Source organism: Mesocryomonas fontinalis (assembly GCF_055730125.2).
Genome location: NZ_JBUZWG020000006.1, coordinates 1 through 23,969 on the forward strand (window position 1 = coordinate 1; position 23,969 = coordinate 23,969).

Sequence of the window (23,969 nt, forward strand, 5' to 3'; positions counted from 1 at the left end):
GATCGTTTTCAACAAATCTGCGACGGGACGAAACTTTTCTGAAAAGCCGCCAAACCCCGGCCCTGCAGGGGTTGCTGCCGTCACCTCGCCGTCACCCCCGCCGAGAACCGCGTTTTCATGACCGCCTCAGAGGCGATTTCGTCAGCGATTTCAAGCTGAAGGAATGCGCATCCCGTGCGTATTCCCCGTGCATTCTGCGCGTCCAGAAGGCAGCATTACGCCCGTGCCATCGGACCCTCTCGGCCGTGGGGGCCCGCTGAACACAGCGGGCCCCCACTCCTTCACGCATTCTTACTGGCCCGTAGGTCGCTTCGGCCGCCTGTCTCTCTCTACAGCCAGCCGCCGCCCTATCAGACCAGCTTTGCGTCGAGCGAGATCTCGATCGCGCCGAGCGCCTTCGACAGCGGGCAGCTGTCCTTGGCGGCCGCGGCCAGCTTCTGGAACGCCGCGTCGTCGAGCCCGGGAACGTCGGCTTCCAACGTCAGCTTGCTCGAGCTGATGGCAAAGCCCCCACCGGCGGGGTCGACGGTCACGACGCCCTTGGCGGTAAGCGTCGTCGCCGGCGTGCCGTGCTTGGCCAGCATGTGAGAGAGCTGCATGGCGAAGCAGCCGGCATGGGCGGCGGCGAGGAGTTCCTCGGGATTGGTCCCCGACTTCCCCGACTCATCCTCGAAGCGGCCCTTGAAGGAGTAGCCGTGGTGCTCGAGGGCGCCCGACTGGGTGGTGATCTCGCCCTTTCCGTCGGACAGGGCGCCTTGCCAGATGGCGGTTGCGTGACGTTTCATGGCGGTGATCCTTTCAGGGCGGCCGAAGCCGCTGTCTCGCCCGGCAGATCCGGGCATGGCCTCTCAGCTAGGGGCCGGACGGACGATTCCGAGGGGCGCCCGCCTTCGCCGCGCCCGGCGGCCCGGGACCAGCTTGCCGTCGCCGTTCTCTCCGGTAACCTCCTGGAGACGACGATCGGCGATGCTGCCGGAAGGCCGGCGCGTGCCGGTGCCGCCCGCCCCCGGAGATCTGCCGCATGTCCCTCCTCGTCTTCGCCTCCCCGGCCGTGCTCGCGGAGAAGGCCGGCTGGCTGACGGTGCTGGCGGACGAGCGTCGGTCGGCCGAGAACACGCTCGAGGCCTATGAGCGCGATGTCCGACAGTTCCTGTCCTTCCTCACCGCCTATCACGGGCGCCCGGCGCAGCTTGCCGACCTCGAAGACCTCCGGCCTGCCGACCTCCGCGCCTTCCTCGCCACCCGGCGGCGCGACGGCGCGGGCGCCAAGACGATGGGCCGGGCCCTTGCGGGACTTCGCTCCTTCCTGCGCCATCTCGAGCGCAAGGGCCTCGCCTCCACCGCCGGCGCCAAGGCGATGCGCGCGCCGAAACAGGCGAAGAACCTGCCGCGGCCGCTCAGCGTGCCCGACGCCTTGTCGGTCGCGGAAGACGGCGGCGCGCTCGGCACCTTGCCCTGGATCTCCGCCCGCAATGTCGCGGTGCTGACGCTCCTCTACGGCTGCGGGCTGCGCATCTCCGAGGCGCTGGATCTGCCGGGCGATGCGCTCGGCGATCCCGGCGCCCGCTCGATGCCGGTGAGCGGCAAGGGCGGCAAGACGCGGCTGGTGCCGCTGCTGCCGGCGGTGCTCGCCGCCGCCGCCGAATACCGCCGCCTCTGTCCCTATGCGCTCTCCGCCGAGGCGCCGCTGTTCCGCGGCCACCGCGGCGGGCCGCTCCGCCCGCAGATCATCCAGCGCGAGATGCAGAAGCTGCGCGGCGCGCTCGGCCTGCCGGACACGGCGACGCCGCATGCGCTGCGCCATTCCTTCGCGACGCACCTCCTGGCCGCCGGTGGGGACCTGCGAACCATCCAGGACCTCCTCGGCCATGCCAGCCTCTCGACCACCCAGCACTATACCGCGGTCGACCGGGCGCGGCTGATGACGGTCTACGAGAGCGCCCATCCGCGCGCGCGCCGCGGCTGAGCTCTCAGGCGCTGGCGGACGGGACGGTCGCGTCGATCCCGCGGTTGCCTTTGCTCGGCCTCCCACCTCCCACTCCTCCCACGCCTTCCCGCGGTCGCTTTCGCGCGGTAGGTCTCAGGCGAATGGCGCCCTTTCCAAGACGTCCCGCCGATGGAGCCCGACATGTCCGCTTGCCCTCCCCCGTCGGCGCAGGCCGCCCTGTCGACGCTCTGGCGGGCGCTGGTGCCCGCGGCGTTCGCAGTGCTCCTCCTCGCCGGGACACCCGCATCGGCGGCGCCGGACGGCGATCCCGCCTGCACGGCGACGAGCCTCCTGCCGGGCTTTCGCGCCTCGGGCGTCTATGACGAACAGGCGAGGATCGCCGCCGCGGTACCGAACGGCGAGGGCCGGGTCTACCGGCTGATGAAGGACGGCATCGCCGACTCGACGCTGTTCGGCACCATGCATCTCAGCGACCCCCGCATCCTCGCCCTCCCGGCCCCGGCGAAGGCCGGCTTCGATGCGGCGGGAACGCTGGTGATCGAGACCACCGACATCCTCGGCGGCGCGGCGGCGCAGCTCGCGATGCTCGCGCGCACCGATCTCATCAACCTGCCGGCCGGCAAGACGCTCGGCGACTACATCAGCCCGGCCCAGCGGGTGACGTTGACCGCCGCCCTCGACACGGCCGGGATCCCGCTGCAGGCCATCGAGACGCTGCAGCCCTGGTTCTTCGCCGCCGGCATCATGATGCCCGCCTGCGAGACCGCGCGGCTGGCGGCGGGCGGTGCGCCGCTCGACCTCAGCCTGGCTGAACAGGCGAAGGCCGCCGGCAAGCCGGTGCTCGGGCTGGAAAAGGCGAGCGAGCAGCTGGAGGCGATGGCCTCGCTGCCGATCGGGCTGCAGGTCGACAACCTCCTCGCGACGCTCGCGGTGAAGGACCAGCTGCCGGCGATCTTCGAGACCATGACCGAGCTCTATCTCGCCGGTCACATCGCCCTCATCACGCCGCTGTCGGACGCCGCGATGCCGGAAGGCAGCATGACGGCCGAGATGATCGCCGGCAACACGGCGTTCGAGGAGCGCATCGTCACCCGGCGCAACCATGTGATGGCCGAGCGGCTGCAGCCGATCCTCGCCAAGGGCGGCGCGATGGTGGCGGTGGGGGCCTTGCACCTGCCGGGCGAGCAAGGCCTCGTCGCGCTGCTGCGGCAGGCCGGCTTCACCGTCGAGCGGCTCGACTGACCTGCAACGCCCCGTAGCGCAGAGGATTGCCGGGAGCCCTAAAGAAGCGCGCGGCGCGTGCACCAGATCGTGACCCGGTGCCGATTGCGCTGCGGCAGCACGCGTTCATACTCGCTGGCGTAACGGCAACAGGAGAGACGCGATGAAATCCCTCGTATCCGCCGCTCTGGCCCTCGGCCTCACGGCAAGCCTTGCCGGCGCGGCCTTCGCCGACTGCCCCGGGCACAACACGGCCTCGACCGCCAAGCCCGTCACCACCGCCTCGAGCAGCGTAGCGACCCCGGACAAGGGCTGAGCGAAAGCGCACGGCGCTCTACGGCCAATCGCCAGACGCCGACCACCCCCGAAACGTGAAAAGGCCCGGGATCGCCTCCCGGGCCTTTTTCGCTATCAGCGGAACCCCAGAGGGTTCAGGCGTGGATCGGCTTGCCGGAGAAGGCGGCGAAGGCCGCCTCGCGCACCGCTTCCGACAGCGTCGGGTGGGCATGGCTGGTGCGTGCGAGATCCTCGGACGAGCCGCCGAACTCCATCAGCACCGCCGCCTCGTGGATCATGTCGCCGGCGCTGAAGCCGAGGATGTGGACGCCCAGCACCTTGTCGGTGGCCTTGTCGGCGAGCACCTTCACGAAGCCGTCGGTGTGCTGCATGGCGCGGGCGCGGCCATTGGCGGTGAAGGAGAACTTGCCGACCTTGTAGTCGACGCCGTCGGCCTTCAGCTCCTCCTCGGTGCGCCCGATCGAGGCGACTTCCGGCGCCGTGTAGACCACGGCCGGGATGACGCCGTAGTTCACGTGGCCGGCCTGGCCGACGAGAATCTCGGCGAGCGCGACGCCCTCGTCCTCGGCCTTGTGCGCCAGCATCGGCCCCTTCACCACGTCGCCGATGGCATAGATGCCGGGCACGTTGGTGCGGAAATGCGCGTCGATCTCGACGCGGCCCGCCTTGTCCACAGCGACGCCGACCGCCTCGAGGCCAAGCCCCTCGGTGAACGGCTTGCGACCGGTCGCCACCAGCACGACGTCGGCCTCGATCGTCTCGGCCGCGCCGCCGGCTACCGGCTCGAAGGTCACGCGGGCGCCGTTCCCGGTCTTCTCGACGGCGGTGACCTTCGCCCCCATCCTGAAGGCCATGCCCTGCTTGGCCAGGAGCTTCTGAAACTGGTTGGAGATTTCGCCGTCCATCGAGCCGAGGAGCTTGCCGAGATACTCGACCACCGTCACCTCCGCGCCGAGCCGCGACCAGACCGAGCCGAGCTCGACGCCGATCACGCCGCCGCCGACGACGACCATCTTCGCCGGCACCTTTTCGAGCGCGATGGCATGGTCGGAGGAGACGATGGTCGTGGTGTCGAAGGCGACGTCGACGCCGGGAATGCCCGCGACCGTCGAGCCCGTGGCGATGCAGATCGCCTTGGTGGCGAGGGTCTGCTTCGCGCCGTCCTCGGCGGTCACCTCGACGCTGCCGGCATCGACGATGCGCCCGGTGCCGAAGATGCCGTCGATCTTGTTCTTCTTGAACAGGAAGGCGATGCCGTCGACATTGGCCTTTACCGTCTTGTCCTTGTGGCTGAGCATGGTCGGCAGGTCGAGCACCGGCGAGACCTGGATGCCGAGCGAGGCGAAGGAGTGGCCGGCCTCCTCGAACATCTCCGAGGCGTGCAGCAAGGCCTTCGACGGAATGCAGCCGACGTTGAGGCAGGTGCCGCCATAGGTCTTGCGCTTCTCGACGACCGCGACCTTCAGGCCGAGCTGGGCCGCCTTGATCGCCGCGACGTAGCCGCCGGGGCCCGAGCCGATGACGACGAGGTCGTAGAGGGTGTCAGACATGATGTTCTCTTCAGTTCGCGATGATGGACGGGATATGGGGAGCTCAGAGGAGTTCCGCGAGGACGAGGAGGATGCCGACGGCCGAGGCGACCCAGGCGAGGCTGCGGATATAGGGAATTCCGGCGAGATAGAGCGGGATATAGCCGAGCCGCGCGACGAGCCAGAGCCAGACGCCGAATTCCGACCAGCCGCCGGTGCGCCCGGAGAAGACGACGACGAGCACCGCGGCGATGAAGGCCGGGTAGGTCTCGTTGAAGTTCGACAGCGCCCGCTCGGCGCGGCCCGCCAGCGGGCTGAGTTTCGGCATCTCGCCGTCGCGCGGCCCGGCGTTCCAGGCGCTGCCGCGCTCGCGCGTCGCCAGCATGCCCTGCAGGCCGATGTGGACGAAGAGCAGCAGCACCGAGAGCGCGAGGATCACGAGTTCGATCGGCAGGGGCGTGGTCATGGCAGGATCCTTCGGGTGAGGCGGGCCGGCAGTGCCGTGTGGCGTGTCATTCTAGCCCGTCCGCGGCGCATTTTCCGCGCGCGTCGGCAAACGACGCCGTCGTCTCCGACAGCTTGCCCTTGACGATGCCGAGCGGCTGGAACGGCGGCAGGGCCTGGACCGCTGGCTGGACGAGGCGGAGCTCGTAGCAGCCGGTGAAGACGGTCGCCTTCCCCGCGGTCGAGACCGACTCCACCACCACCGGCAGTGCGTAGAAGATCGAGCCGGCCGCGCCGTCGCCGGTGGCCTTGCCCGGGCGAACGCGAACGCGGGCGGTATCGGCATAACCCATGGCGAAGGCCTCCAGCGGCGCCACTTCGGCATTGGCCTGGAAATAGGAATGCGCCCGCAGGAATTCCTTGCGCGTGACGGCGTTGTAGAGCGATTCGACGACGGACGCGGCGGTCGAGCGGTCGTCGCGGTAGTCCGGTTCGTCCTGGGCCAAGGCCGGCACGGCGGCGCCGAGGATGAGCGCGGCCGCAGTGATCCGCTGAAGGCTCTGCAACAAGGCCGCTCTTCGGTCGCTGCGCATCCGTCTTCCCTTCATTGCCCCGACCGTCAGTTGCGCTGCGCGGCCACCGCTTGCCCCTCTCATGGCAGCACCGCGCGGCCGCCGGAGACGTCGAGGATCGCGCCGGTCGAATAGGAGGCGTCGTCGGAGAGCAGCCAGATCACCGCCTTGGCGACCTCCTCGGCCGTTCCCGGCCGTTTCATCGGCAGCTGCGGCGTCAACTCGGCCACGCGGTCGGGCGTGCCGCCGGAAACATGGATGTCGGTTTCGATGATGCCCGGCCGCACCGCGTTGACCCGCACCCCGTCCGCCGCGAGCTCACGGGCGAGCCCGACCGTGAACGTGTCGATCGCGCCCTTGGCGGCGGCATAGTCGACGAAGTGGCCGGGAGCACCGAGCTTGGCGGCGGCCGAGGAGAGGTTGACGATCGCGCCGCCCTTCCCGCCCCGCGACAGCGACATGCGCCGTGCCGCCTCGCGGGCGCAGAGGAAACTGCCGATGACGTTGATCCGGAACATCCGCTCCAGCCGTGCCAGCGGCATGTCGGCGACCGCTGAAGGAAGGTCGACGACGCCGGCATTGTTGACCAGCGCCGTGAGCGGCCCGAGCGCATCGGCCGCGGCGAAGATCGCCAGCACGTCGGCCTCGACCCCGACATCGCCCGCGACCGCCACGGCCCGCCCGCCCGCCGCCTCGATCTCGGCGACCACGGTATCGGCGGCGTCCCGGCGGCTCGCATAGTTCACCACGACGGCATAGCCGGCAGCACCCGCAAGCCGGCAGACCGCCGCGCCGATGCCCCGCGAACCGCCGGTGACGATGAGGACGCCCCGGTCATCCACTCGGTCAACCATGCATCTTCTCCGTCGCAAGCTTCAGCCCGAGGCCTATGAAGACAAAGCCGGTGACGCGCATGATCCAGCGCCCGGCCCGCAGGAAACGATCGCGAACGGCGGGGATGGTGAAGAACAGCGAGACGCCAATGAACCAGAGCACCAAGGCGCTTGCCATCACCAGTCCGTAGCCCGCCTTCACCGCGATCGGCGTCTGAAGGCTGATCAGCGACGAGAACAGCGACAGGAAGAACACGACGGCCTTCGGGTTCAGCGCATTTGTCACGAAGCCCATCGCGAAGGCTCTGACATCGGAGATCGGCTCGCGCGCCTCTGCACCCCCGTCGACGGCGGCGATCGGCTGGTTCGCATCCTTCAGCGAGCGATAGCCGAGGTAGAGGAGGTAGGCGGCGCCGCACCATTTCACGACGTTGAAGGCGATAATCGACTGCGAGACGATGAGGCCGATCCCGAGGATCGTGTAGGTCACATGGAACAGCAGCGAGGCGCCTAGGCCGAAGCTCGTGAGGATCGCCGCCCGCCGCCCGTGGGTGATCGACTGGCGCATGACGAGTGCGAGGTCGGCGCCGGGCACCACGATGACCACGGAGAACACGGCCATCAGCGTGGCGAGTTCGACGATATAGGGGCTCAACGCGGTTCCTTCAGCTCACAGGCGGGCCAGCTCACAGGCGGGCGAGATCACCGGCGGACCAGCTTACAGGTGGACCAGCTCGCAGGCGGACGATGCCCATGCTCGCCGCCACCCCCAGGCGAAAAGGCCGGCCAGACGAAAATCGGGCCGCGGTCCACTGGACCACGGCCCGATGGGGCGATCAGAGGTCGAGGACGAGCCGCTCGGGATCTTCCAGGCTGTCCTTGACGCGGACGAGGAAGGTCACCGCCTCCTTGCCGTCGACGATGCGGTGGTCGTAGCTAAGCGCCAGGTACATCATCGGCCGGATCACCACCTGGCCGTTGATGGCCACCGGGCGCTCCTGGATCTTGTGCATGCCGAGGATACCCGACTGCGGCGCGTTGAGGATCGGCGTCGACATCAGCGAGCCGTAGACGCCGCCGTTCGAGATGGTGAACGTGCCGCCCTGCATGTCGGAGACGCCGAGCTTGCCGTCGCGGGCCATCAGGCCGAGGCGGCCGATTTCCTTCTCGATCTCGGCGATCGTCATCTGGTCGGCATCGCGCACCACCGGCACGACGAGGCCCTTCTCGGTGCCGACGGCGACGCCGATGTGGGCGTACTGCTTGTAGATGAGATCGGTGCCGTCGATCTCGGCGTTGACGGCCGGGATTTCCTTCAGCGCATGGCAGACCGCCTTGGTGAAGAAGCCCATGAAGCCGAGCTTCACGCCGTGCTTCTTCTCGAACAGGTCCTTGTACTTCTTGCGCAGCTCCATCACCGCGGTCATGTCGACCTCGTTGAAGGTGGTGAGCATGGCCGCCGTGTCCTGCGCGTCCTTCAGGCGGCGCGCGATGGTCTGGCGGAGGCGGGTCATCTTCACCCGCTCCTCCCGGCTCTCCTCGCTCGCCGAAGAGGCGGCACGCGGCGCGGCGGGGGCCTTCTCGGCGGCAGCGGCCGGGCCGCGGGCGATGGCGGCGAGGACGTCGCCCTTCAGCACCTGGCCGCGCTTGCCCGAGCCGTCGACCTCGGTGAGGTTGTTCTCGGTCATCAGCTTCTGCGCCGACGGGGCGGCCGGCATGCCGCCGGCGGCCGGAGCGGCAGGGGCGGGCGATGCGGCAGGGGCCGCCGGAGCCGATACGGCAGGGGCTGCGGCCGGGGCGGCAGCGGCCGCAGCGGCAGGCTTGGCCTCGGCGGGCGCGGGCGCGGCGCCGGTGCCCTCGCCGATCGAGCCGAGCACGCCGCCGACGGCGACGGTCTCGCCCTCGGCGACCGCGATGTTCTCGAGAATGCCGGCGGCGGGCGCCGGCACTTCGATCGTCACCTTGTCGGTTTCGAGCTCGGCGATCGTCTCGTCCTGCGCCACGCTGTCGCCGACCTTCTTGAACCACTGGCCGATCGTGGCCTCGGTGACGGACTCGCCCAGCGTCGGGACTTTGATTTCGGTGCTCATCGGTGTTCGATCTCTCGAGATTTTGGCGGGAGGGTTCCGCGGTAGACGGTGAGGGAGAGCGGCGCCCGGCTCAGTTGCCGAGCGCGTCTTCCAGGAAGGCTTCGAGCTGCGATAGGTGCTTCGACATCGTGCCGGCGGCTGGCGACGCGGCCGCCGGGCGACCGGCATAGCGTGCCCGGCGCTTGTCGGCGCCGATGTGCTCCAGCACCCATTCGAGGTACGGGTCGACGAAGGACCAGGCGCCCATGTTCTTGGGCTCCTCCTGGCACCAGACGATCTCCGCTTGCTTGAAACGCGAGAGCTCGCCGATCAGCGCCTTGGCCGGGAACGGGTAGAGCTGCTCGAGCCGGAGCAGGTAGATGTCGTCGATGCCGCGCTTCTCGCGCTCCTCGAACAGGTCGTAGTAGACCTTGCCCGTGGAGATCACGACGCGCCGCATCTTGGCGTCCTTGACGAGCTTGATCGGCCCGTCCTTCTTCATCTCCGCATCGTCCCAGAGCAGGCGGTGGAACGAGGTCTCGCCCGACATTTCCGACAGGTCCGACACCGCCCGCTTATGCCGCAGCAGCGACTTCGGCGTCATCAGGATCAGCGGCTTGCGGAAGTCGCGCTTCATCTGGCGGCGCAGGATGTGGAAGTAGTTCGCCGGCGTCGTGACGTTGGCGACCTGCATGTTGTCCTGCGCGCACTGCTGCAGGAACCGCTCGAGCCGGGCGGAGGAGTGCTCCGGTCCCTGGCCCTCGTAGCCGTGCGGCAGGAGCATCACGAGGCCCGACATGCGCAGCCACTTTGCCTCGCCGGACGAGATGAACTGGTCGATGACCACCTGGGCGCCGTTCACAAAGTCGCCGAACTGCGCTTCCCAGAGCGTCAGCGCGTTCGGCTCGGCAAGCGAGTAGCCGTATTCGAAGCCGAGCACGGCCTCTTCCGAGAGCATCGAGTTGATGACCTCGTAGATCGCCTGGCCCTTGGCAAGGTTCGCCAGCGGCACGTAGCGCGTCTCGTCGTTCTGGTCGTAGAGCACCGAATGGCGTTGGCTGAACGTGCCGCGCTCGGAGTCCTGGCCGGACAGCCGGACCGGCGAGCCGTCGGTCACCAGCGTGCCGAAGGCCAGCGCCTCGGCGGTCGCCCAGTCGATGCCCTCGCCCGACTCGATCGCCTTGGAGCGGTTGTCGAGGAAGCGCTGGATGGTCTTGTGGACGTTGAAGTTCTCGGGAACCTCGGACAGCTTCTTGCCGATGTCCTTCAGCGTCTTCAGCGGCACGCCGGTGACGCCGCGGCGCGGCTCGTCTTCCTGCTCGGCGCGGCGAAGACCCGCCCAGGCGCCGTCCAGCCAGTCGGCCTTGTTCGGGTTGTAGCTCTGGCCGGCCTCGTGCTCCTCCTCGAGGTGCTGGCGCCACTCGGCCTTGCGGGCGTCGACGTCCTCCTGGCTGAGCACGCCTTCTTCCACGAGCTTCTTGGCGTAGATCTCGAGCGTCGTCGCGTGGCCGCGGATCGACTTGTACATGATCGGCTGGGTGAAGCCCGGCTCGTCGCCCTCGTTGTGGCCGAAGCGGCGGTAGCAGAACATGTCCACCACCACCGGCTTGTGGAACTGCATGCGGAATTCGGTCGCGACCTTGGCGGCGTAGACCACCGCCTCCGGATCGTCGCCGTTGACGTGGAAGATCGGCGCCTCGACCATCTTCGCGACGTCGGACGGATAGGGCGACGAGCGCGACAGGCGCGGGTTCGTCGTGAAGCCGATCTGGTTGTTGATGATGAAGTGCACGGAGCCGCCGACGCGGTGGCCGCGCAGGCCCGACAGGCCGAAGCACTCGGCGACGACGCCCTGGCCGGCAAAGGCCGCATCGCCGTGGATCAGCAGCGGCATCACCTGGCGGCGCACTTCCAGCGGCACGATCTCGGTCCGGGTACGACCGACCAGCGCGTCCTGCTTTGCGCGCGCCTTGCCGAGCACCACCGGGTTGACGATCTCGAGATGCGAGGGGTTCGCCGTCAGCGACAGATGCACCTTGTTCTGGTCGAACTCGCGGTCCGACGAGGCACCGAGATGGTACTTCACGTCGCCCGAACCCTCGACGTCCTCGGGCTTGTAGGAGCCGCCGGAGAATTCGTGGAAGATGGCGCGGTGCGGCTTTGCCATCACCTGGGAGAGCACGTTCAGCCGGCCGCGATGGGCCATGCCGAGGATGATCTCCTTCATGCCCAGCTGGCCGCCGCGCTTGATGATCTGCTCGAGCGCCGGGATCAGCGATTCACCACCGTCGAGGCCGAAGCGCTTGGTGCCCTTGTACTTGACGTCGATGAACTTCTCGAAGCCCTCGGCCTCGATCAGCTTGTTGAGGATGGCGCGCTTGCCCTCGGGCGTGAACGCGACGCCCTTGTCCGGTCCCTCGATGCGCTCCTGCAGCCAGGCCTTCTCGACCGGGTTGGAGATGTGCATGAACTCGAAACCGAGCGTCGAGCAGTAGGTGCGCGTCAGGATGTCGACGATCTGCCGGAGCGTGGCGAACTCCATGCCCAGCACGTTGTCGATGAAGATCTTGCGGTCGTAGTCCGCCTCGGTGAAGCCGTAGGCCTTCGGCGACAGCTCGTTGTAGTCGTCGTCAAGCGGGGCGGCGATGCCGAGCGGATCGAGCTTGGCGTGCAGATGGCCGCGCACGCGGTAGGCGCGAATCAGCATCAGCGCGCGGGTCGAGTCGCGCGTCGCCTGTAGCACCGCGGCCTGGCTGAGGCCGGCTTCTGCCGCCGGCGCGGCCTTTTCAGCAGCTTTGGCAGGCGCTGGCTTGGCGCCCTTGGCAGGCGGCGTCGCCGGCCAGTTGCCGTCGAGCGCCGAGACCAGCTCGCCATTGGCGGCGATCGGCCAGTTGGCCTTGGTCCAGGAGGCGCCCTCGGCGTTCTTCAGGACGGTCGCCTTGTCTTCCTTCAGCGAACCGAAGAAATCCGACCATTCCGGCGGCACGGACGCCGCATCGTTCTCGTAGCGGGCGTAGAGGTCCTCGATATAGTCGGCGTTGCCGCCGTAGAGGAAGGACGTCAGCGCGAGAGTTTCGTTCGCTTCGTTGCGTGCCATCTGTGCCGCGGCGCCCGAAAGCGCCGTCTCCTTGGATTTGACCCGTCATCGGAGACGGGGAGGATTTGACCGTCATCGCGGACGGGGATCGGCCCATTGCCTCCCACGCTCCGCCGTTCACTCATGCGCCGGCTCTGATCGACCCGGCGCCCTACACGTGTCTGTCGCCCGACAATCGGGCGTTTTGACGGGCTTTCGCGGAAAACGTGCACCGCTTCTGCCGCACCCTCCTTTTGCTGGACTGACCTAGGGTCAGGCCAGTCCGAAAGCCTCAGCCCCGGAGCAGCTCGACCAGCGTCGTGCCGAGACGCGCCGGCGACGGCGAAACGCGGATGCCCGCCGCTTCCATCGCCGCGATCTTGTCCTCGGCGCCGCCCTTGCCACCGGAAACCACGGCACCGGCATGGCCCATGGTGCGGCCGGCAGGTGCGGTGCGGCCGGCGATGAAGCCGACCATCGGCTTCTTGCGGCCCTTCTTGGCCTCGTCGGCGATGAACTGCGCCGCTTCTTCCTCGGCCGAGCCGCCGATCTCGCCGATCATGATGATCGACTGCGTCTCGTCGTCGGCGAGGAACATTTCCAGCATGTCGATGAACTCGGTGCCCTTCACCGGGTCGCCGCCGATGCCGACGGCCGTGGTCTGGCCAAGACCGGCATTGGTGGTCTGGAAGACCGCCTCATAGGTAAGCGTTCCCGAGCGGGAAACGATGCCCACATTGCCCTTCTTGAAGATATTGCCCGGCATGATGCCGATCTTGCACTGGTCGGGGGTCATCACACCCGGGCAGTTCGGGCCGATCAGCCGCGACGACGAGGCGTCGAGCCGCGCCTTGACCTTGACCATGTCCATCACCGGGATGCCCTCGGTGATGCAGACGATCAGCGGGATCTCCGCCTGGATCGCCTCGAGGATCGCCGCGGCGGCGCCGGCCGGCGGCACGTAGATCACCGAGGCGTTGGCGCCGGTCTTGTCGCGGGCCTCGGCGACCGAGGTGAAGATCGGCAGCGTCTCGCCCTTCGATCCCGTCCAGGTCTCGCCGCCCTTCTTTGGGTGCGTGCCGCCGACCATCTGCGTGCCGTGATAGGCCAGCGCCTGCTCGGTGTGGAAGGTACCGGTCTTGCCGGTCAGGCCCTGGACGATGACCTTGGTGTTCTTGTCGACGAGAATGGACATGAGTCAGATGGCTCCGTCGCGCAGTGTTGCGCTGGATAAGGAACCCTCGGTCGCCCTAGCGATCGAGGAAGGGATTGATGACGCGGACAGTGCCGTAGAACTGCCCGTGATTGAGGTCTTCGGTGTAAAGCGTTCCGGCTCCGAGACGCGCAGCCGATGCGATGATGGCCGCGTCCCAGTATGAAATCTTGTAACGTTGCGAGAGCGCGATACCCTCGATGACGATGTCTGTGTCGACCGCGACAACAGGCATGAATGCCAACCGCCGGATCCATTCATAAGCCTCGCCCGGTGTGAGCCGACCTTTCCGGGTGCTGTTGGCGTAAAACTCGGCCAGCACCTGCCCGGACAGACCGTTGCCGCCTGCGGCAAGAAGGTCATGGGCAATCTCCCAGAACCGGGGATATTCATGTCTCCCCGTCGCCGCGTAGATCAGAACGTTCGTGTCGAGGAAGCAGTCGCTCTGCATAGATGCCCTCTCGATCGAACCGGTAGTCCGGCCCCAGCCGGGCCGTGGTCGTTTCGCTCATCGCGCGCAGTTCGCGCATTGCCTGGGCGAGACGTTCCTCGTTTTCGCCCAGGCTCTCCAGATGCTGACGCACGAGAGCGTTGATGGTCGTACCGCGCTTGACCGCATAAGCCCGGGCCCGGTCGAGAACTTCTTCGTCGATGGCAAGCGTGACGTTCTTCATGCAATCAGCCTCCACAGGATTACACAGTAATCATATGTGCGATCCTGTGCGTCACCTCAACCCTTGACGGCCGCGACGATCTTCTTGGCCGCATCGTCGAGATCGTCTGCCGCCGTGATGGCAAGGCCGCTCTCGTTGAGGATCTTCTTGCCGAGCTCGACATTCGTGCCCTCGAGGCGGACCACCAGCGGGACCTTTAGGCCGACTTCCTTCACCGCGGCGACGACGCCCTCGGCGATGACGTCGCACTTCATGATGCCGCCGAAGATGTTGACCAGGATACCCTTCACGTTCGGATCGGCGGTGATGATCTTGAAGGCGTTGGTCACCTTCTCCTTGTTGGCGCCGCCGCCGACGTCGAGGAAGTTCGCCGGCTCGGCGCCGTAGAGCTTGATGATGTCCATGGTCGCCATGGCGAGGCCCGCGCCGTTGACCATGCAGCCGATGTCGCCGTCGAGCGCGACGTAGGCGAGGTCGTACTTGGAGGCCTCGATCTCCTTGGCGTCCTCCTCGGTCTCGTCGCGCAGCGCCTTGATGTCGTCGTGGCGGTACAGCGCGTTGCCGTCGAACGAGACCTTGGCGTCGAGTACGCGCAGCCGGCCGTCGGTCATGACGATCAGCGGGTTGATCTCGAGCATCGCCATGTCCTTCTGGGTGAAGGCGTCATAGAGGATCGGGAACAGCATCATGCCGTCGGTGCGCGCCTGGCCTTCGAGCTTCAGCGCGTCGCAGAGATGGGCCGCGTTCTCGTCGGTGACGCCGGCGGCCGGATCGATCGCGATGGTGACGATCTTCTCCGGCGTGTCGTGCGCGACGGTCTCGATGTCCATGCCGCCCTCGGTGGACACCACGAAGGCGACCTGGCCGACGGCGCGGTCGACGAGGATCGAGAGGTACAGCTCGCGGTCGATGTCGGCGCCGTCCTCGATGTAGAGGCGGTTCACCTGCTTGCCGGCGTCGCCGGTCTGCTTGGTGACCAGCGTGTTGCCGAGCATCTCCTTGGCGTTAGCGACGACTTCCTCGATCGAGCGCGACAGGCGGACGCCGCCCTTGGCGTCCGGGCCGAGCTCGGTGAACTTGCCCTTGCCGCGGCCGCCGGCATGGATCTGGCTCTTCACCACGTAGAGCGGGCCCGGCAGCTGCCGGGCGGCGGCCTCGGCCTCGGAAGCCGAGGTGATCGCGACGCCGGCGGCAACCGGGGCACCGAAGCTCTTGAGGACTTCCTTGGCCTGGTATTCGTGAATGTTCATCGGGAACCCTTATCGGTTAAGCTGGTTTGCGCCTCAAATTCTTGAAAACGCTGTCTGTCAGGAATATGCCAAAGACCAAAGTTCCCAAAAACTATCGGAAGCTTCAGAAACTCATTCGCTGGCGAGCCCAAAAACACATTGTGGGCATGTTCATCGAAGGCAAAAGCTAGATTATCTTGCCCAAGGACACTTCTTGCATGTTTAGTAAATACGAACTCACTAAGTTCTTTCCCGGCGTATAGAACTTCAGATCTCAGCTCCTGAAATAAGGGAACGCTAAGAGACTCTATAATACGAACATCGCAGCACTTAGATAAAATGTAATCTTTCAGCATCACGGAAATTGGATTTGCCTCGTCGTGAAACAATGCAACAGTTCGACCATTCCTTAAATCAAATCCACCAATTTTTGCATAACCACTGGCCAGGCTGACATAAACCGAACGAATAACCTCAACGCTTTTCCAAAAGTCGAGTATCCCACCAATGCGGTAGTCACCGTGTATCTGAACCGTCCATGACTCCCCAGTCGTTACATAGCCTTTCTTCCGATTGGTTTTTTTAGTCTCAATGTATGAGTTTGGTTTTAGGCCAGGGCCATCCCAGAATTCTCCTTCAAGCGAAGCATACTCTACTGCATGCTCTCGAAAGTCTCTTACTTGAGTAACCAAAGGTCGCAATGCAACTAATGAGGCAACGGCGTCTTTACTTATCAAACCAAGCTTTACGCCGCGACTGACCCATCCAATGCTTTTAGAAAGATAGGATACAAACAGATCCTCGTCGACCTTATGCTCAACATCCATATCACGCGCCATATCGAAGTCTTTCTTAAATAGATCGACTTCAGACGTATAGAATGATCTCCTACTGTCTTGCTTAGACCCAATCCGCTTAGCAAGCATCAAAGAACCATACAAATGTCGCACCACGAAAGACATAAACTGTCTCTGATTTAGTGCTCCACCTGCCGGTGAAGCACTCTCAGTGTCTTCGTGGAGCGACTTTGCCACTACGCCAGGTGCGGCGCGATGGTTTGGCAGGCGTCCATCAGGCCACGCACCGAGGCGACCGACTTCTCGAACTGCGCCTTCTCGTCGCCGATCAGCTCGATCTCGATCACCCGCTCGACACCGCCGGCGCCGATGACGCAGGGCACGCCGACATAGAGGTCCTTCTGGCCGTATTCGCCGGACAGGGCGACGGCGCAGGGCAGGACCCGCTTCTTGTCCTTGAGGTAGCTCTCGGCCATCTCGATCGCCGAGGAGGCCGGGGCGTAGAAGGCCGAGCCGGTCTTCAACAGGCCGACAATCTCGGCGCCGCCATCACGGGTGCGCTGGACGATTTCTTCCAGGCGCTCGGCCGAGATCCAGCCCATCTTGACGAGATCGGTCAGCGGAATGCCGGCCACCGTCGAATATCGGGTCAGCGGCACCATGGTGTCGCCGTGGCCGCCGAGCACGAAGGCGGTGACGTCGTTGACCGACACCTTGAACTCTTCGGCGAGGAAGGTCCGGAAACGACCGGAATCCAGCACGCCGGCCATACCGACGACCTTGTTCTTCGGCAGGCCGGAGAACTTCTGCAGCGCCCAGACCATCGCGTCGAGCGGGTTGGTGATGCAGATCACGAAGGCGTCGGGCGCATGCTTGGCAATGCCGGCGCCGACCTGCTCCATCACCTTCAGGTTGATGCCGAGCAGGTCGTCGCGGCTCATGCCGGGCTTGCGCGGCACGCCGGCGGTGACGATGCAGACGTCCGCGCCGGCGATGCCGGCATAGTCGTTGACGCCGGAGAGATTGGCATCGAAGCCTTCGACCGGGCCGGACTGCGAGATGTCGAGCGCCTTGCCCTGCGGCGTGCCTTCCGCGATGTCGAACATCACGATGTCGCCGAGTTCCTTGAGCGAGGCGAGATGGGCGAGCGTGCCGCCGATCATGCCGGAGCCGATGAGTGCGATCTTGTTGCGGGCCATGTTGTCCTTCGTCGTCCTGGTTTGGCCGGGTCCGGAACCGAGGCGCCGGGCTCACGCGGGGACCGTTCGACGCGGAGGACGAGAGTGTCCGGCGTGCCGAAAGGCGATAGGTCTCTCGGGAAAGGCGCGCCGCCGGGCCTGCCGCTGTGGCATTCCCGATCCGGCGCACAGCAATCCTACTCCCGTACACGCGGAAGGGCATAAAGCTGTCGCCGCCATTTTTCAACTCTTCGCAGTGCACTATAGCATTTTCAAACGGTTAGAACCTCCGGCACTTACGTAAACGGAAGAGTGTTTCGTGAGGGAGATCAATGCCAACGCGCGTCCCGTCGCTGAAAAGAAAAATTCATCAACATGACCGATCGGGCGATAGGTATTTTTGTGCAAGGGACGGGTGTGTGACCGGGGTGTTAACCTCGTCCCGCTAATGTCATCGGCCATGAGGCTGCCTGAAGCGTGCAGGGCCTGGACGCGTGCAAGACCCGAAAGCGCAGAGGGCCCGGTAGCGTAGAGGATCCGGAAGCGCCGCGAGCAATGCAGCGCGTCCGGCAACGGCCGGCCGGTAACCGTCGACGCCTCCTGCGCCTTCCGGAGACGCCACCTGCGCCTTCCGGACACGAGGGACAAGCCCAGTGATCACAGCCTATTCGGTCTCGCTGACCATGATCAACGGTCTCGGGCAACTGGCGCTGGTGGCCGTGCTCTACGGCATCATCCGGCGGCTCGACATCGGTCGGCACGTCCAGTGGGTTGCGCTGGGGGCGCTGTTCGGCAGCGGCGCCATTCTCGCCATGCTCACCAGCGCCCCGGTCGCGCCCGGGGTGATCATCGATACCAGGGCCATCATGGTCGGCCTCGCCGGCGCCTTCGCCGGGACGATGGCGGGGCTTTTGGCCGGGATAATCGGCATTCTCTTCCGCCTCTGGCTCGGCGGCGTCGGCGTGCCGCTCGGCAGCGCCAGCATCGCCATCGCCATGATCGCCGGCATCGCCTGGGCAAAACTCCTGCCGCGCCGGCGGCGCGACGGGCTTTTCGGGCTGGTTCTCCTCGGCATCGCCATCGCGCTGCATTCGCTGGTGGCACTGCTATCGCCGCGTCTCGGCGCCGACTTCCTCACCCTCTTCTTCCCGCTGATTTGGTCGACCTCGCTGTTCGCAACGCTGGCGCTCGGCTGGATGATGCAGCGGGAGAACGAGCTGATCCTGCGCGAGAAGTCGCTTGCGGACTTCGCCTACACCGACGCCCTTACCGGCATCGCCAACCGCCGCGCCTTCGACCGGCGGCTGGTGCTCGATGAAATTCTCGGCCGCAAGGGACCGCTCGGCGTGATCATCGCCGACATCGACCATTTCAAATCGATCAACGACCGTTTCGGCCATGATGCCGGCGACGCCGTGCTGATCGCCGTCGCCCAGCTGATCCAGAACGAGTTGCGTGAGACCGACCTCGTGGCGCGGCACGGCGGGGAGGAATTCGCCATCCTCCTGCCGGCGACCGACCTTGCCGCCACCCGGATGACCGCCGAGCGCATCCGCGCCAAAGTCGCGGCGATGGCCATCGGCTTCGCCGGTGAGAGGATCGCGGTCACCGCCAGTTTTGGGCTTGCCGTCGGCGGCGATGGGCTGGGCCGCAGGCCGCTGATCACCGCGGCGGACATGGCGCTTTATCGGGCGAAAAGCCTTGGCCGCAACCGCGTCGAAGTGGCGGATACGCAGGCCGTGCCGGGTGCCATCCTGCGTCAGGCGCCGGCGGTCCCGGCTGCTTCCGCGCCAGCACCCGCCAGATAATCGGCCGAGCGCATCTCGGTCAGCCGCGAAATGGTGCGGGCGAACTCGAAAGCCTCGGTCCCCCGCAAAGCCGTGTAGAGCGCCTCGACCGGCGCCTCGGCCGAGATCACCACGCGCCGGCCGGAATCGTAGAGCGCGTCGATCAGCGTGATGAAGCGCTTGGCCTCGTTGCGCTCGGCCTCCGCCATCACCGGCACCCGGTCGAGCATCACCGTGTGGAACCGCTTGGCGATCGCGAGATAGTCCTGTGCGCCGAGCGGCAGCCGCAGCAGCTGGTCGAAGCCGAAGCGCGCGGCCCCGTTGCCCGCCGCCGGCACCGGAACGATCCGCCCCTTCACCGACAGCGAGGCCGGTGCAGGCTTCTGCCCGGCGAGCAGCACCTGCCAGGCGGCGTCCATCCGCGCATCCGTCTCGGGCCCGAGCGGCGTGATGTAGAGGTTCTCCTCGCCGATCGCCGCCAGCCGGTAGTCCTCGGCGGCATCGAGGCGGACGATGTCGACATGCAGCTTCAGCTCGTCGACGAAGGGCAGGAAGAGGCCCCGGTTCAGGCCGTCGCGGTAGAGATCGTCCGGTGCGACGTTGGAGGTGGCGACCAGCACCACCCCTTCGGCGAACATCGCCTTGAACAGCCGCGACAGGATCATCGCGTCGGCGACGTCGGTCACCGAGAATTCGTCGAAGCAGAGCAGCCTTGCGGTCTTGGCGAGGTCGCCGGCCACCGGCGGCATCGGGTCGTCGCCCTTGGCCGTGCCCGCCTTCACCGCGTCGCGGTGCGCGCCGATCCGCTCGTGCACCTCGGCCATGAAGGCATGGAAATGCACCCGCCGTTTCGGCGCGACGGTGGCCGAGCGGAAGAACATGTCCATGATCATCGTCTTGCCGCGGCCGACCTCGCCGTGGATGTAGACGCCGCGCACCGCCTCCGCCGGCTTCGACTTGCCGAACAGCCAGCCGAGCGCGCTCTGCTTGGAGGCGAGCGTCGTCGCCGACAGCGCCTTCTCCAGCCCGTCGAGCCGGTTCGCCAGCGCCGTCTGCGCCGGGTCCGCCTCGATCTCGCCGGTCTCGATCATCCGGTCGAGCGCCGCCCTGACCGGACTGGGACGCTGGCGGGTCGGTGCGGAGGCTGGGGTCATGATGGAACTCGAATGCTGGAAGGGGGCGAGGAAACGCTTGAAGGGGAGACAAACCCCTGAAACGAAGCCGCCTCGCTCAATGTCGTCATCCCAGGCCTGACCCGGGATGACGAGGTCTCGGCGGCGCAGCAAGCCGGCGAGACTCATTTCAAGCGCCGGCGGAGCGAAGGGAGTCTTTTCGCAAGACCCCGCGCAACCCTTCGGCTTACCGGTAAAGGCGGCTTACCGGTAAAGGCTGATCGACTGGCCGCCCGTGGTCGAGCCGTCGTAGCGCGTGCCGCCGGAATTGTTCAGGCTGGCGACGGTCGAGCCGCTGGAGTCCTTGAGGACGACCTGGCTGCCGGAGACGTCCCAGGCGGAGACGTCGGCGACCTGGCCGGGGCAGCCGCGGGAAGCCGCGCGGTAGCCGCCGGTCCACTTGGTCAGCGCCATGAAGATCTGGCAGTTGCCGCCGCCCGACGACACCTTCCAGGCGCCGACGAGGCCTTCGCGCGTCACCGGTCCGGCCGAGGCGGTCTGGACCGGGGCCGTCGCGGCGGGCGTTCCAGGCGTCGATGCCGGCGGGGTCTCGGCCGGCATGGTGTTGGAAACCGGCGGCGGCGGGGCCGGCGGCGGCGGCAGCTGGCTCGAGGCCACCTGGCCGGTCGGCGCAGGTCGCAATGGCGACGGGCCGCTATTGTCGCTCACCGGCGACATCGAGCGCGTGCAGCCCGAGGCTGCCAGCAGCACGGCGAGCACGGCTCCGGTCTTGATAATCGGCGTCATCTTATGGCTTTCCCCTGGCATGGACCCGCCGCCTCGGCCGGCCCATCATGCCCCTAACCCAATTCGCCGCAATGAGATCCCGAGCGGACCGCCTGTCCCGACACTTTGGACCTGCCATCCCTCGCGACGGATGCGGCACTGGCCCCGCCCGCCGCTGACGGCGGAAAGGAGCCGCTATTTTCAGTTAAAGCGGAGCTTTGCCGGGCTTCGCAAGCCGAAATGCGTTCCGCCGGCACGCAATTCAGGCGCGCTGTGGCTTTGTCGACAAGTTTAAGCACTTCGCCGCCGGCCGAGGGATAGAGCCGGCACCGGGGATCTCCCGTGCTATTCCGGGATCACGTCGACCATCGGGCGCTGGAAATCGCCGGTCTCGTCGTCCATCGCCCAGAGCTCGCCGGTCGAGATGTCGAACCAGGCGCCGTGCAGCGTCAGCGAGCCATCGGCCTCGCCCGCCGCGACATAGGGGAAGCTGCGCAAGTTCTGCAGCGAGAAGCGGATCGAGATCCGCTCCAGCGCGGTCTGGCGCTCGCCGGCGGTCATCAGCCCGTTGGCCATCACCACCCGCGCGGGCTCCTCGACCATGCTCATCCACTTGCCGATGAAGTCGCCCGGCGAGAGCGGCGTCATGTCCGGCGTCAGCGCCGCCTTGATGCCGCCGCAGCGGCCGTGGCCGAGCACGACGATGTGCTTCACCTTCAGCGCCTGCACGCCGAACTCGAGCGCCGCGGAGGTCGCGTGGTAGTCGCCGTCGGGCGCATAGGGCGGCACGAGGTTGGCGACGTTGCGGATGACGAAGAGCTCGCCCGGTGCGGCGTCGAAGATCGTTTCCGGCGCGGCGCGCGAATCGCAGCAGGCGATCACCAGCGTCTCCGGCACCTGGCCCTCGCGGGCAAGGCTGCGATAGCGCTGCTCCTCGGACTGGTAGCGCCCGGTCATGAAGGCCTTGTGGCCGGCGAGGAGGTGGTCGGGAATAAGGCTCATGGGGGTTTCCTACCGCATTGCACTTTCGCCTTCAACGGATCGGCTGCGTCACCGTCATCAAGGCTCCAAGGTTCACCATGAGCCGGTCGGATCTTTTGCTTCTCCGGTCCCGGTTTGGCTTTTTCGTGAACCGGGCCGTTGCGGCAGTTTCAGAAGCACCACGCCGCCGCCGGGCGTGCAACCGGCTGCCCGGCATCAGACCCAGATCGCGATCGGCAGGTTCCTTGCATCGCGCTCCGGCGGATCCGGATGCGGCTCGGCCTCGCCGCGCGCGCGCCGCTCGGCGACCAGCAACAGCACGGCGGCATCGAGAAAATCGTCCTGCGCCGCCCCTGCCGGCGCCGGCTCGTACAGAAAGCCCCGCGGCAGGCCAGCGGCGATCAGCAGCCGCCGCCGATCCTCCATGCCCACCGGGTTCACCCGGCCTTGCAGCTTCTTCGGGCTCGCCAGCGCCGCGCCGCCGTTCAGCCGGGCGAAGGCGAGTTCCGGATGGCTCTCGATCACCGTTTCGGCCCTTTTTGGTTCCGCCGCGAGCCGCCGGTCGATCTCGAGGATCCGCGGGAACAGCGAAAAGCCCTGGATCGAGATCCGGCGCGGCGGGTGCGACAGCCGGGCGGCGATGGTGCAGGCCGCCTGGTGTGCCTCGCGGCGGTGCAGCTCGGAGCGGAACGGCCCGCCGCCCGCCTCGACCGCCGCCCGCGCGGGGATGGAGAACACGCTCGCCTGCCGCTCGCCCAGCAGCGGCCGCACCGCCTTCTCCGCCGCGCGGCCCGCGCCCTCGATCCGCTCCGGCAGGCCGATCGGCATGTCCACCGCGATCACCGCATCGACCGGCAAGGCGTCGAGGAGAAAGTCGAAGCGCGGAAACACCCGCGCCGACAGCTGCAGCCAGCGCGCCTCGGCCGGGTCGGCATCCCCCGGCAGGCGGGCGACGACCGCGATCCAGCCAGCCCGGCAGGCGTCGACGCCGGCGATGCAGCGGGCCCCGCCTCCAGCCGCCGCGGGACTGGCGCCGGAAGCGCCGGGCACGGCCGGCATCAGGCGCGCCGGTCGCTCGACGGCAGCACCAGCCGGCGCATCTGCACCATCGCCATCGGGTGCTTCAGGCTTTCGGCGTCGGTCTCCAGCGTCAGCTCGTCCGCGCCGCGCTTGGTGGTCCGGGCGAGGATCTCGTAGACCGCCGCCGTCGCCGTCTGCAGCGCCTTCTCCGAGGTCGAGCCGGACAGGATGCGCGCCAAAAAGACCGCGCCGGTGAGGTCGCCGAGCCCGTTCGGCACGTTGGCGATCTCGCGGTGCTCGGCGAGCAGCGCCTGGTAGCCGTCGACCATCAGGTTGCCGATGCCGCCCTTCAGCAGCGGAAAGGCCGAAGTGACCACCACGATCGCCGGCCCGAGCGCGCTCGCCGCCTCGATGAGGTGCGCATTACTGCCGAACTCCATGCCGGTGAGGAATTCCAGCTCGAAGCGGTTGGGCGTCGCGATGTCGGCGAGCGGCATCAGCCGGTCGCGGATGCCGGCGAGCGTCGCTTCCGGCTGATAAAGCCGCCCGCCATCGCCGGTGACGGGGTCGAGCAGGTAGGTCGCCTGCGGATTGGCCTTCTTCACCGCCTCGATCAGCCGTGCCACCGGCTCGATCTGCTGGGGATCGCCGAAATAGCCGGTGATGACGGCACCGACCTCGGCGATCCAGGGCGAGCCGGCGAGATCGTCGACCATCCCAGCGAAATCCTCCGGCGACGCCACGATGCGGGTCGAGGGACCGTGCCCGGGATGCCAGGGCAGCGTCACCGTCGGCACCGCCCACACAGGAAAGCCGAGCAGTTCCAGCGCCAGCACCACGGCGCGGTTGCCGACGGTGCCGCGCGCCACATGGCTCGAGATCGAGATGACGGCCGGCCGGTCCTGGCGGGCGTTGGAAGTCTGGCTCATGGTGATCAGCCTGCCAGGAAGGTGAAGACGAGCCAGGCGGCCATCGCGACGAAGGCGACGAGCCCGAGGGTCCGCCCGATCCGGGTGCCCAGCACCTCGATCGGGTCCGCGGGATCGGCGTCGACCGCCGAGAGATGGGCGGAGACGTTGGTCAAGAGCCGGTTGGCGCCCGCGCCGATCTGCGGCTCGGTCTCTTGCGACACCCGCCGCAGGATGGTTTCGGCCTCGCGCTGGCGGGCGGCGTCGCGCGGGTCGTCTCGGGTCTGGCTCATGC

Annotated in this window: 24 protein-coding genes; 4 read left to right on the plus strand and 20 right to left on the minus strand. The window is 67.0% G+C overall.

Going from position 1 to position 23,969, the window contains the following annotated elements; translation table 11 throughout:
* Window positions 1–350 precede the first annotated feature (350 nt).
* Entirely contained in the window at window positions 351–785 is a 435-nt protein-coding gene (locus ACZL02_RS15220) for an OsmC family peroxiredoxin (protein WP_472939116.1), read from the minus strand.
* A gap of 236 nt (window positions 786–1,021) precedes the next feature.
* On the opposite strand from ACZL02_RS15220, the gene ACZL02_RS15225 reads away from it, so the two are divergent.
* The 3 genes from ACZL02_RS15225 to ACZL02_RS15235 all read left to right on the plus strand — a co-directional run bounded on the left by ACZL02_RS15225 (window position 1,022) and on the right by ACZL02_RS15235 (window position 3,485).
* Window positions 1,022–1,966 (plus strand): tyrosine recombinase XerC, encoded by a 945-nt coding sequence (locus ACZL02_RS15225; RefSeq protein WP_472939117.1) that lies wholly within the window; start codon window positions 1,022–1,024, stop codon window positions 1,964–1,966.
* Window positions 1,967–2,128: 162 nt separating this feature from the next.
* Window positions 2,129–3,190 (plus strand): TraB/GumN family protein, encoded by a 1,062-nt coding sequence (locus ACZL02_RS15230; protein WP_472939118.1) that lies wholly within the window; start codon window positions 2,129–2,131, stop codon window positions 3,188–3,190.
* Window positions 3,191–3,332: 142 nt separating this feature from the next.
* Complete coding sequence (locus ACZL02_RS15235; protein WP_472936333.1) at window positions 3,333–3,485, plus strand: hypothetical protein; 153 nt, start codon at window positions 3,333–3,335, stop codon at window positions 3,483–3,485.
* A 115-nt stretch (window positions 3,486–3,600) separates the two neighbouring features.
* Here ACZL02_RS15235 and lpdA read toward each other — a convergent pair whose 3' ends face one another.
* The 13 genes from lpdA to mdh all read right to left on the minus strand — a co-directional run bounded on the left by lpdA (window position 3,601) and on the right by mdh (window position 17,101).
* A complete protein-coding gene (gene lpdA, locus ACZL02_RS15240) occupies window positions 3,601–5,016 on the minus strand; it encodes a dihydrolipoyl dehydrogenase (protein ID WP_472939119.1) in 1,416 nt (471 codons plus the stop codon).
* Window positions 5,017–5,059: 43 nt separating this feature from the next.
* A complete protein-coding gene (locus ACZL02_RS15245) occupies window positions 5,060–5,461 on the minus strand; it encodes an MAPEG family protein (protein ID WP_472939120.1) in 402 nt (133 codons plus the stop codon).
* Between the two features lie 46 nt (window positions 5,462–5,507).
* Window positions 5,508–6,008, minus strand: coding sequence for a hypothetical protein (locus tag ACZL02_RS15250; RefSeq protein WP_472939121.1), 501 nt, complete (start codon window positions 6,006–6,008; stop codon window positions 5,508–5,510).
* An 83-nt stretch (window positions 6,009–6,091) separates the two neighbouring features.
* The gene (locus tag ACZL02_RS15255; protein WP_472939122.1) at window positions 6,092–6,865 is read right to left on the minus strand and encodes an SDR family oxidoreductase; all 774 of its coding nucleotides are present in this window, start codon (window positions 6,863–6,865) and stop codon (window positions 6,092–6,094) included.
* Window positions 6,858–7,466: a LysE family transporter gene (locus tag ACZL02_RS15260; protein ID WP_472939592.1), complete on the minus strand. Its 609-nt coding sequence runs from the start codon at window positions 7,464–7,466 to the stop codon at window positions 6,858–6,860. The genes ACZL02_RS15255 and ACZL02_RS15260 overlap by 8 nt, the downstream gene beginning before the upstream one ends.
* 214 nt (window positions 7,467–7,680) lie before the next feature.
* Entirely contained in the window at window positions 7,681–8,934 is a 1,254-nt protein-coding gene (odhB, locus tag ACZL02_RS15265) for a 2-oxoglutarate dehydrogenase complex dihydrolipoyllysine-residue succinyltransferase (RefSeq protein ID WP_472939123.1), read from the minus strand.
* 70 nt (window positions 8,935–9,004) lie between these two features.
* Window positions 9,005–12,010 carry a 2-oxoglutarate dehydrogenase E1 component gene (locus ACZL02_RS15270; RefSeq protein ID WP_472939124.1) on the minus strand — a complete coding sequence of 1,002 codons (3,006 nt, stop codon included), beginning with the start codon at window positions 12,008–12,010 and terminating at the stop codon, window positions 9,005–9,007.
* Between the two features lie 271 nt (window positions 12,011–12,281).
* The gene (gene sucD, locus ACZL02_RS15275) at window positions 12,282–13,184 is read right to left on the minus strand and encodes a succinate--CoA ligase subunit alpha (protein ID WP_472939125.1); all 903 of its coding nucleotides are present in this window, start codon (window positions 13,182–13,184) and stop codon (window positions 12,282–12,284) included.
* Between the two features lie 55 nt (window positions 13,185–13,239).
* Window positions 13,240–13,653 (minus strand): PIN domain-containing protein, encoded by a 414-nt coding sequence (locus ACZL02_RS15280; protein ID WP_472939126.1) that lies wholly within the window; start codon window positions 13,651–13,653, stop codon window positions 13,240–13,242.
* Window positions 13,592–13,876: a DUF6364 family protein gene (locus ACZL02_RS15285; protein WP_472939127.1), complete on the minus strand. Its 285-nt coding sequence runs from the start codon at window positions 13,874–13,876 to the stop codon at window positions 13,592–13,594. Before ACZL02_RS15285 ends, ACZL02_RS15280 begins: the two co-directional genes overlap by 62 nt.
* A 56-nt stretch (window positions 13,877–13,932) precedes the next feature.
* Window positions 13,933–15,126, minus strand: a complete 1,194-nt coding sequence (gene sucC, locus ACZL02_RS15290) for an ADP-forming succinate--CoA ligase subunit beta (RefSeq protein WP_472939128.1) — start codon at window positions 15,124–15,126, stop codon at window positions 13,933–13,935.
* Window positions 15,123–16,067, minus strand: a complete 945-nt coding sequence (locus ACZL02_RS15295; protein WP_472939129.1) for a hypothetical protein — start codon at window positions 16,065–16,067, stop codon at window positions 15,123–15,125. Before ACZL02_RS15295 ends, sucC begins: the two co-directional genes overlap by 4 nt.
* A 71-nt stretch (window positions 16,068–16,138) precedes the next feature.
* A complete protein-coding gene (gene mdh, locus ACZL02_RS15300) occupies window positions 16,139–17,101 on the minus strand; it encodes a malate dehydrogenase (protein ID WP_472939130.1) in 963 nt (320 codons plus the stop codon).
* A gap of 632 nt (window positions 17,102–17,733) precedes the next feature.
* Between mdh and ACZL02_RS15305 the strand changes: the two genes are divergently transcribed.
* Window positions 17,734–18,888, plus strand: a complete 1,155-nt coding sequence (locus ACZL02_RS15305; protein WP_472939131.1) for a diguanylate cyclase — start codon at window positions 17,734–17,736, stop codon at window positions 18,886–18,888.
* On the opposite strand, the gene zapE is transcribed toward ACZL02_RS15305, so the two are convergent.
* The 6 genes from zapE to ACZL02_RS15335 form a co-directional block, all read right to left on the minus strand.
* Window positions 18,840–20,021: a cell division protein ZapE gene (gene zapE / locus ACZL02_RS15310; protein WP_472939132.1), complete on the minus strand. Its 1,182-nt coding sequence runs from the start codon at window positions 20,019–20,021 to the stop codon at window positions 18,840–18,842. The genes ACZL02_RS15305 and zapE overlap by 49 nt on opposite strands.
* A gap of 222 nt (window positions 20,022–20,243) precedes the next feature.
* Window positions 20,244–20,786 carry a protease inhibitor Inh/omp19 family protein gene (locus ACZL02_RS15315; RefSeq protein WP_472939133.1) on the minus strand — a complete coding sequence of 181 codons (543 nt, stop codon included), beginning with the start codon at window positions 20,784–20,786 and terminating at the stop codon, window positions 20,244–20,246.
* Window positions 20,787–21,110: 324 nt separating this feature from the next.
* Window positions 21,111–21,767: a carbonic anhydrase gene (locus ACZL02_RS15320; protein WP_472939134.1), complete on the minus strand. Its 657-nt coding sequence runs from the start codon at window positions 21,765–21,767 to the stop codon at window positions 21,111–21,113.
* A gap of 195 nt (window positions 21,768–21,962) precedes the next feature.
* Window positions 21,963–22,805 (minus strand): DUF429 domain-containing protein, encoded by an 843-nt coding sequence (locus ACZL02_RS15325; protein WP_472939135.1) that lies wholly within the window; start codon window positions 22,803–22,805, stop codon window positions 21,963–21,965.
* Complete coding sequence (gene pdxY, locus ACZL02_RS15330) at window positions 22,805–23,695, minus strand: pyridoxal kinase PdxY (RefSeq protein WP_472939136.1); 891 nt, start codon at window positions 23,693–23,695, stop codon at window positions 22,805–22,807. Before pdxY ends, ACZL02_RS15325 begins: the two co-directional genes overlap by 1 nt.
* Before the next feature lie 5 nt (window positions 23,696–23,700).
* On the minus strand, window positions 23,701–23,967 hold the full coding sequence (locus ACZL02_RS15335; RefSeq protein ID WP_472939137.1) for a hypothetical protein: 267 nt from the start codon (window positions 23,965–23,967) through the stop codon (window positions 23,701–23,703).
* Window positions 23,968–23,969 lie beyond the last annotated feature (2 nt).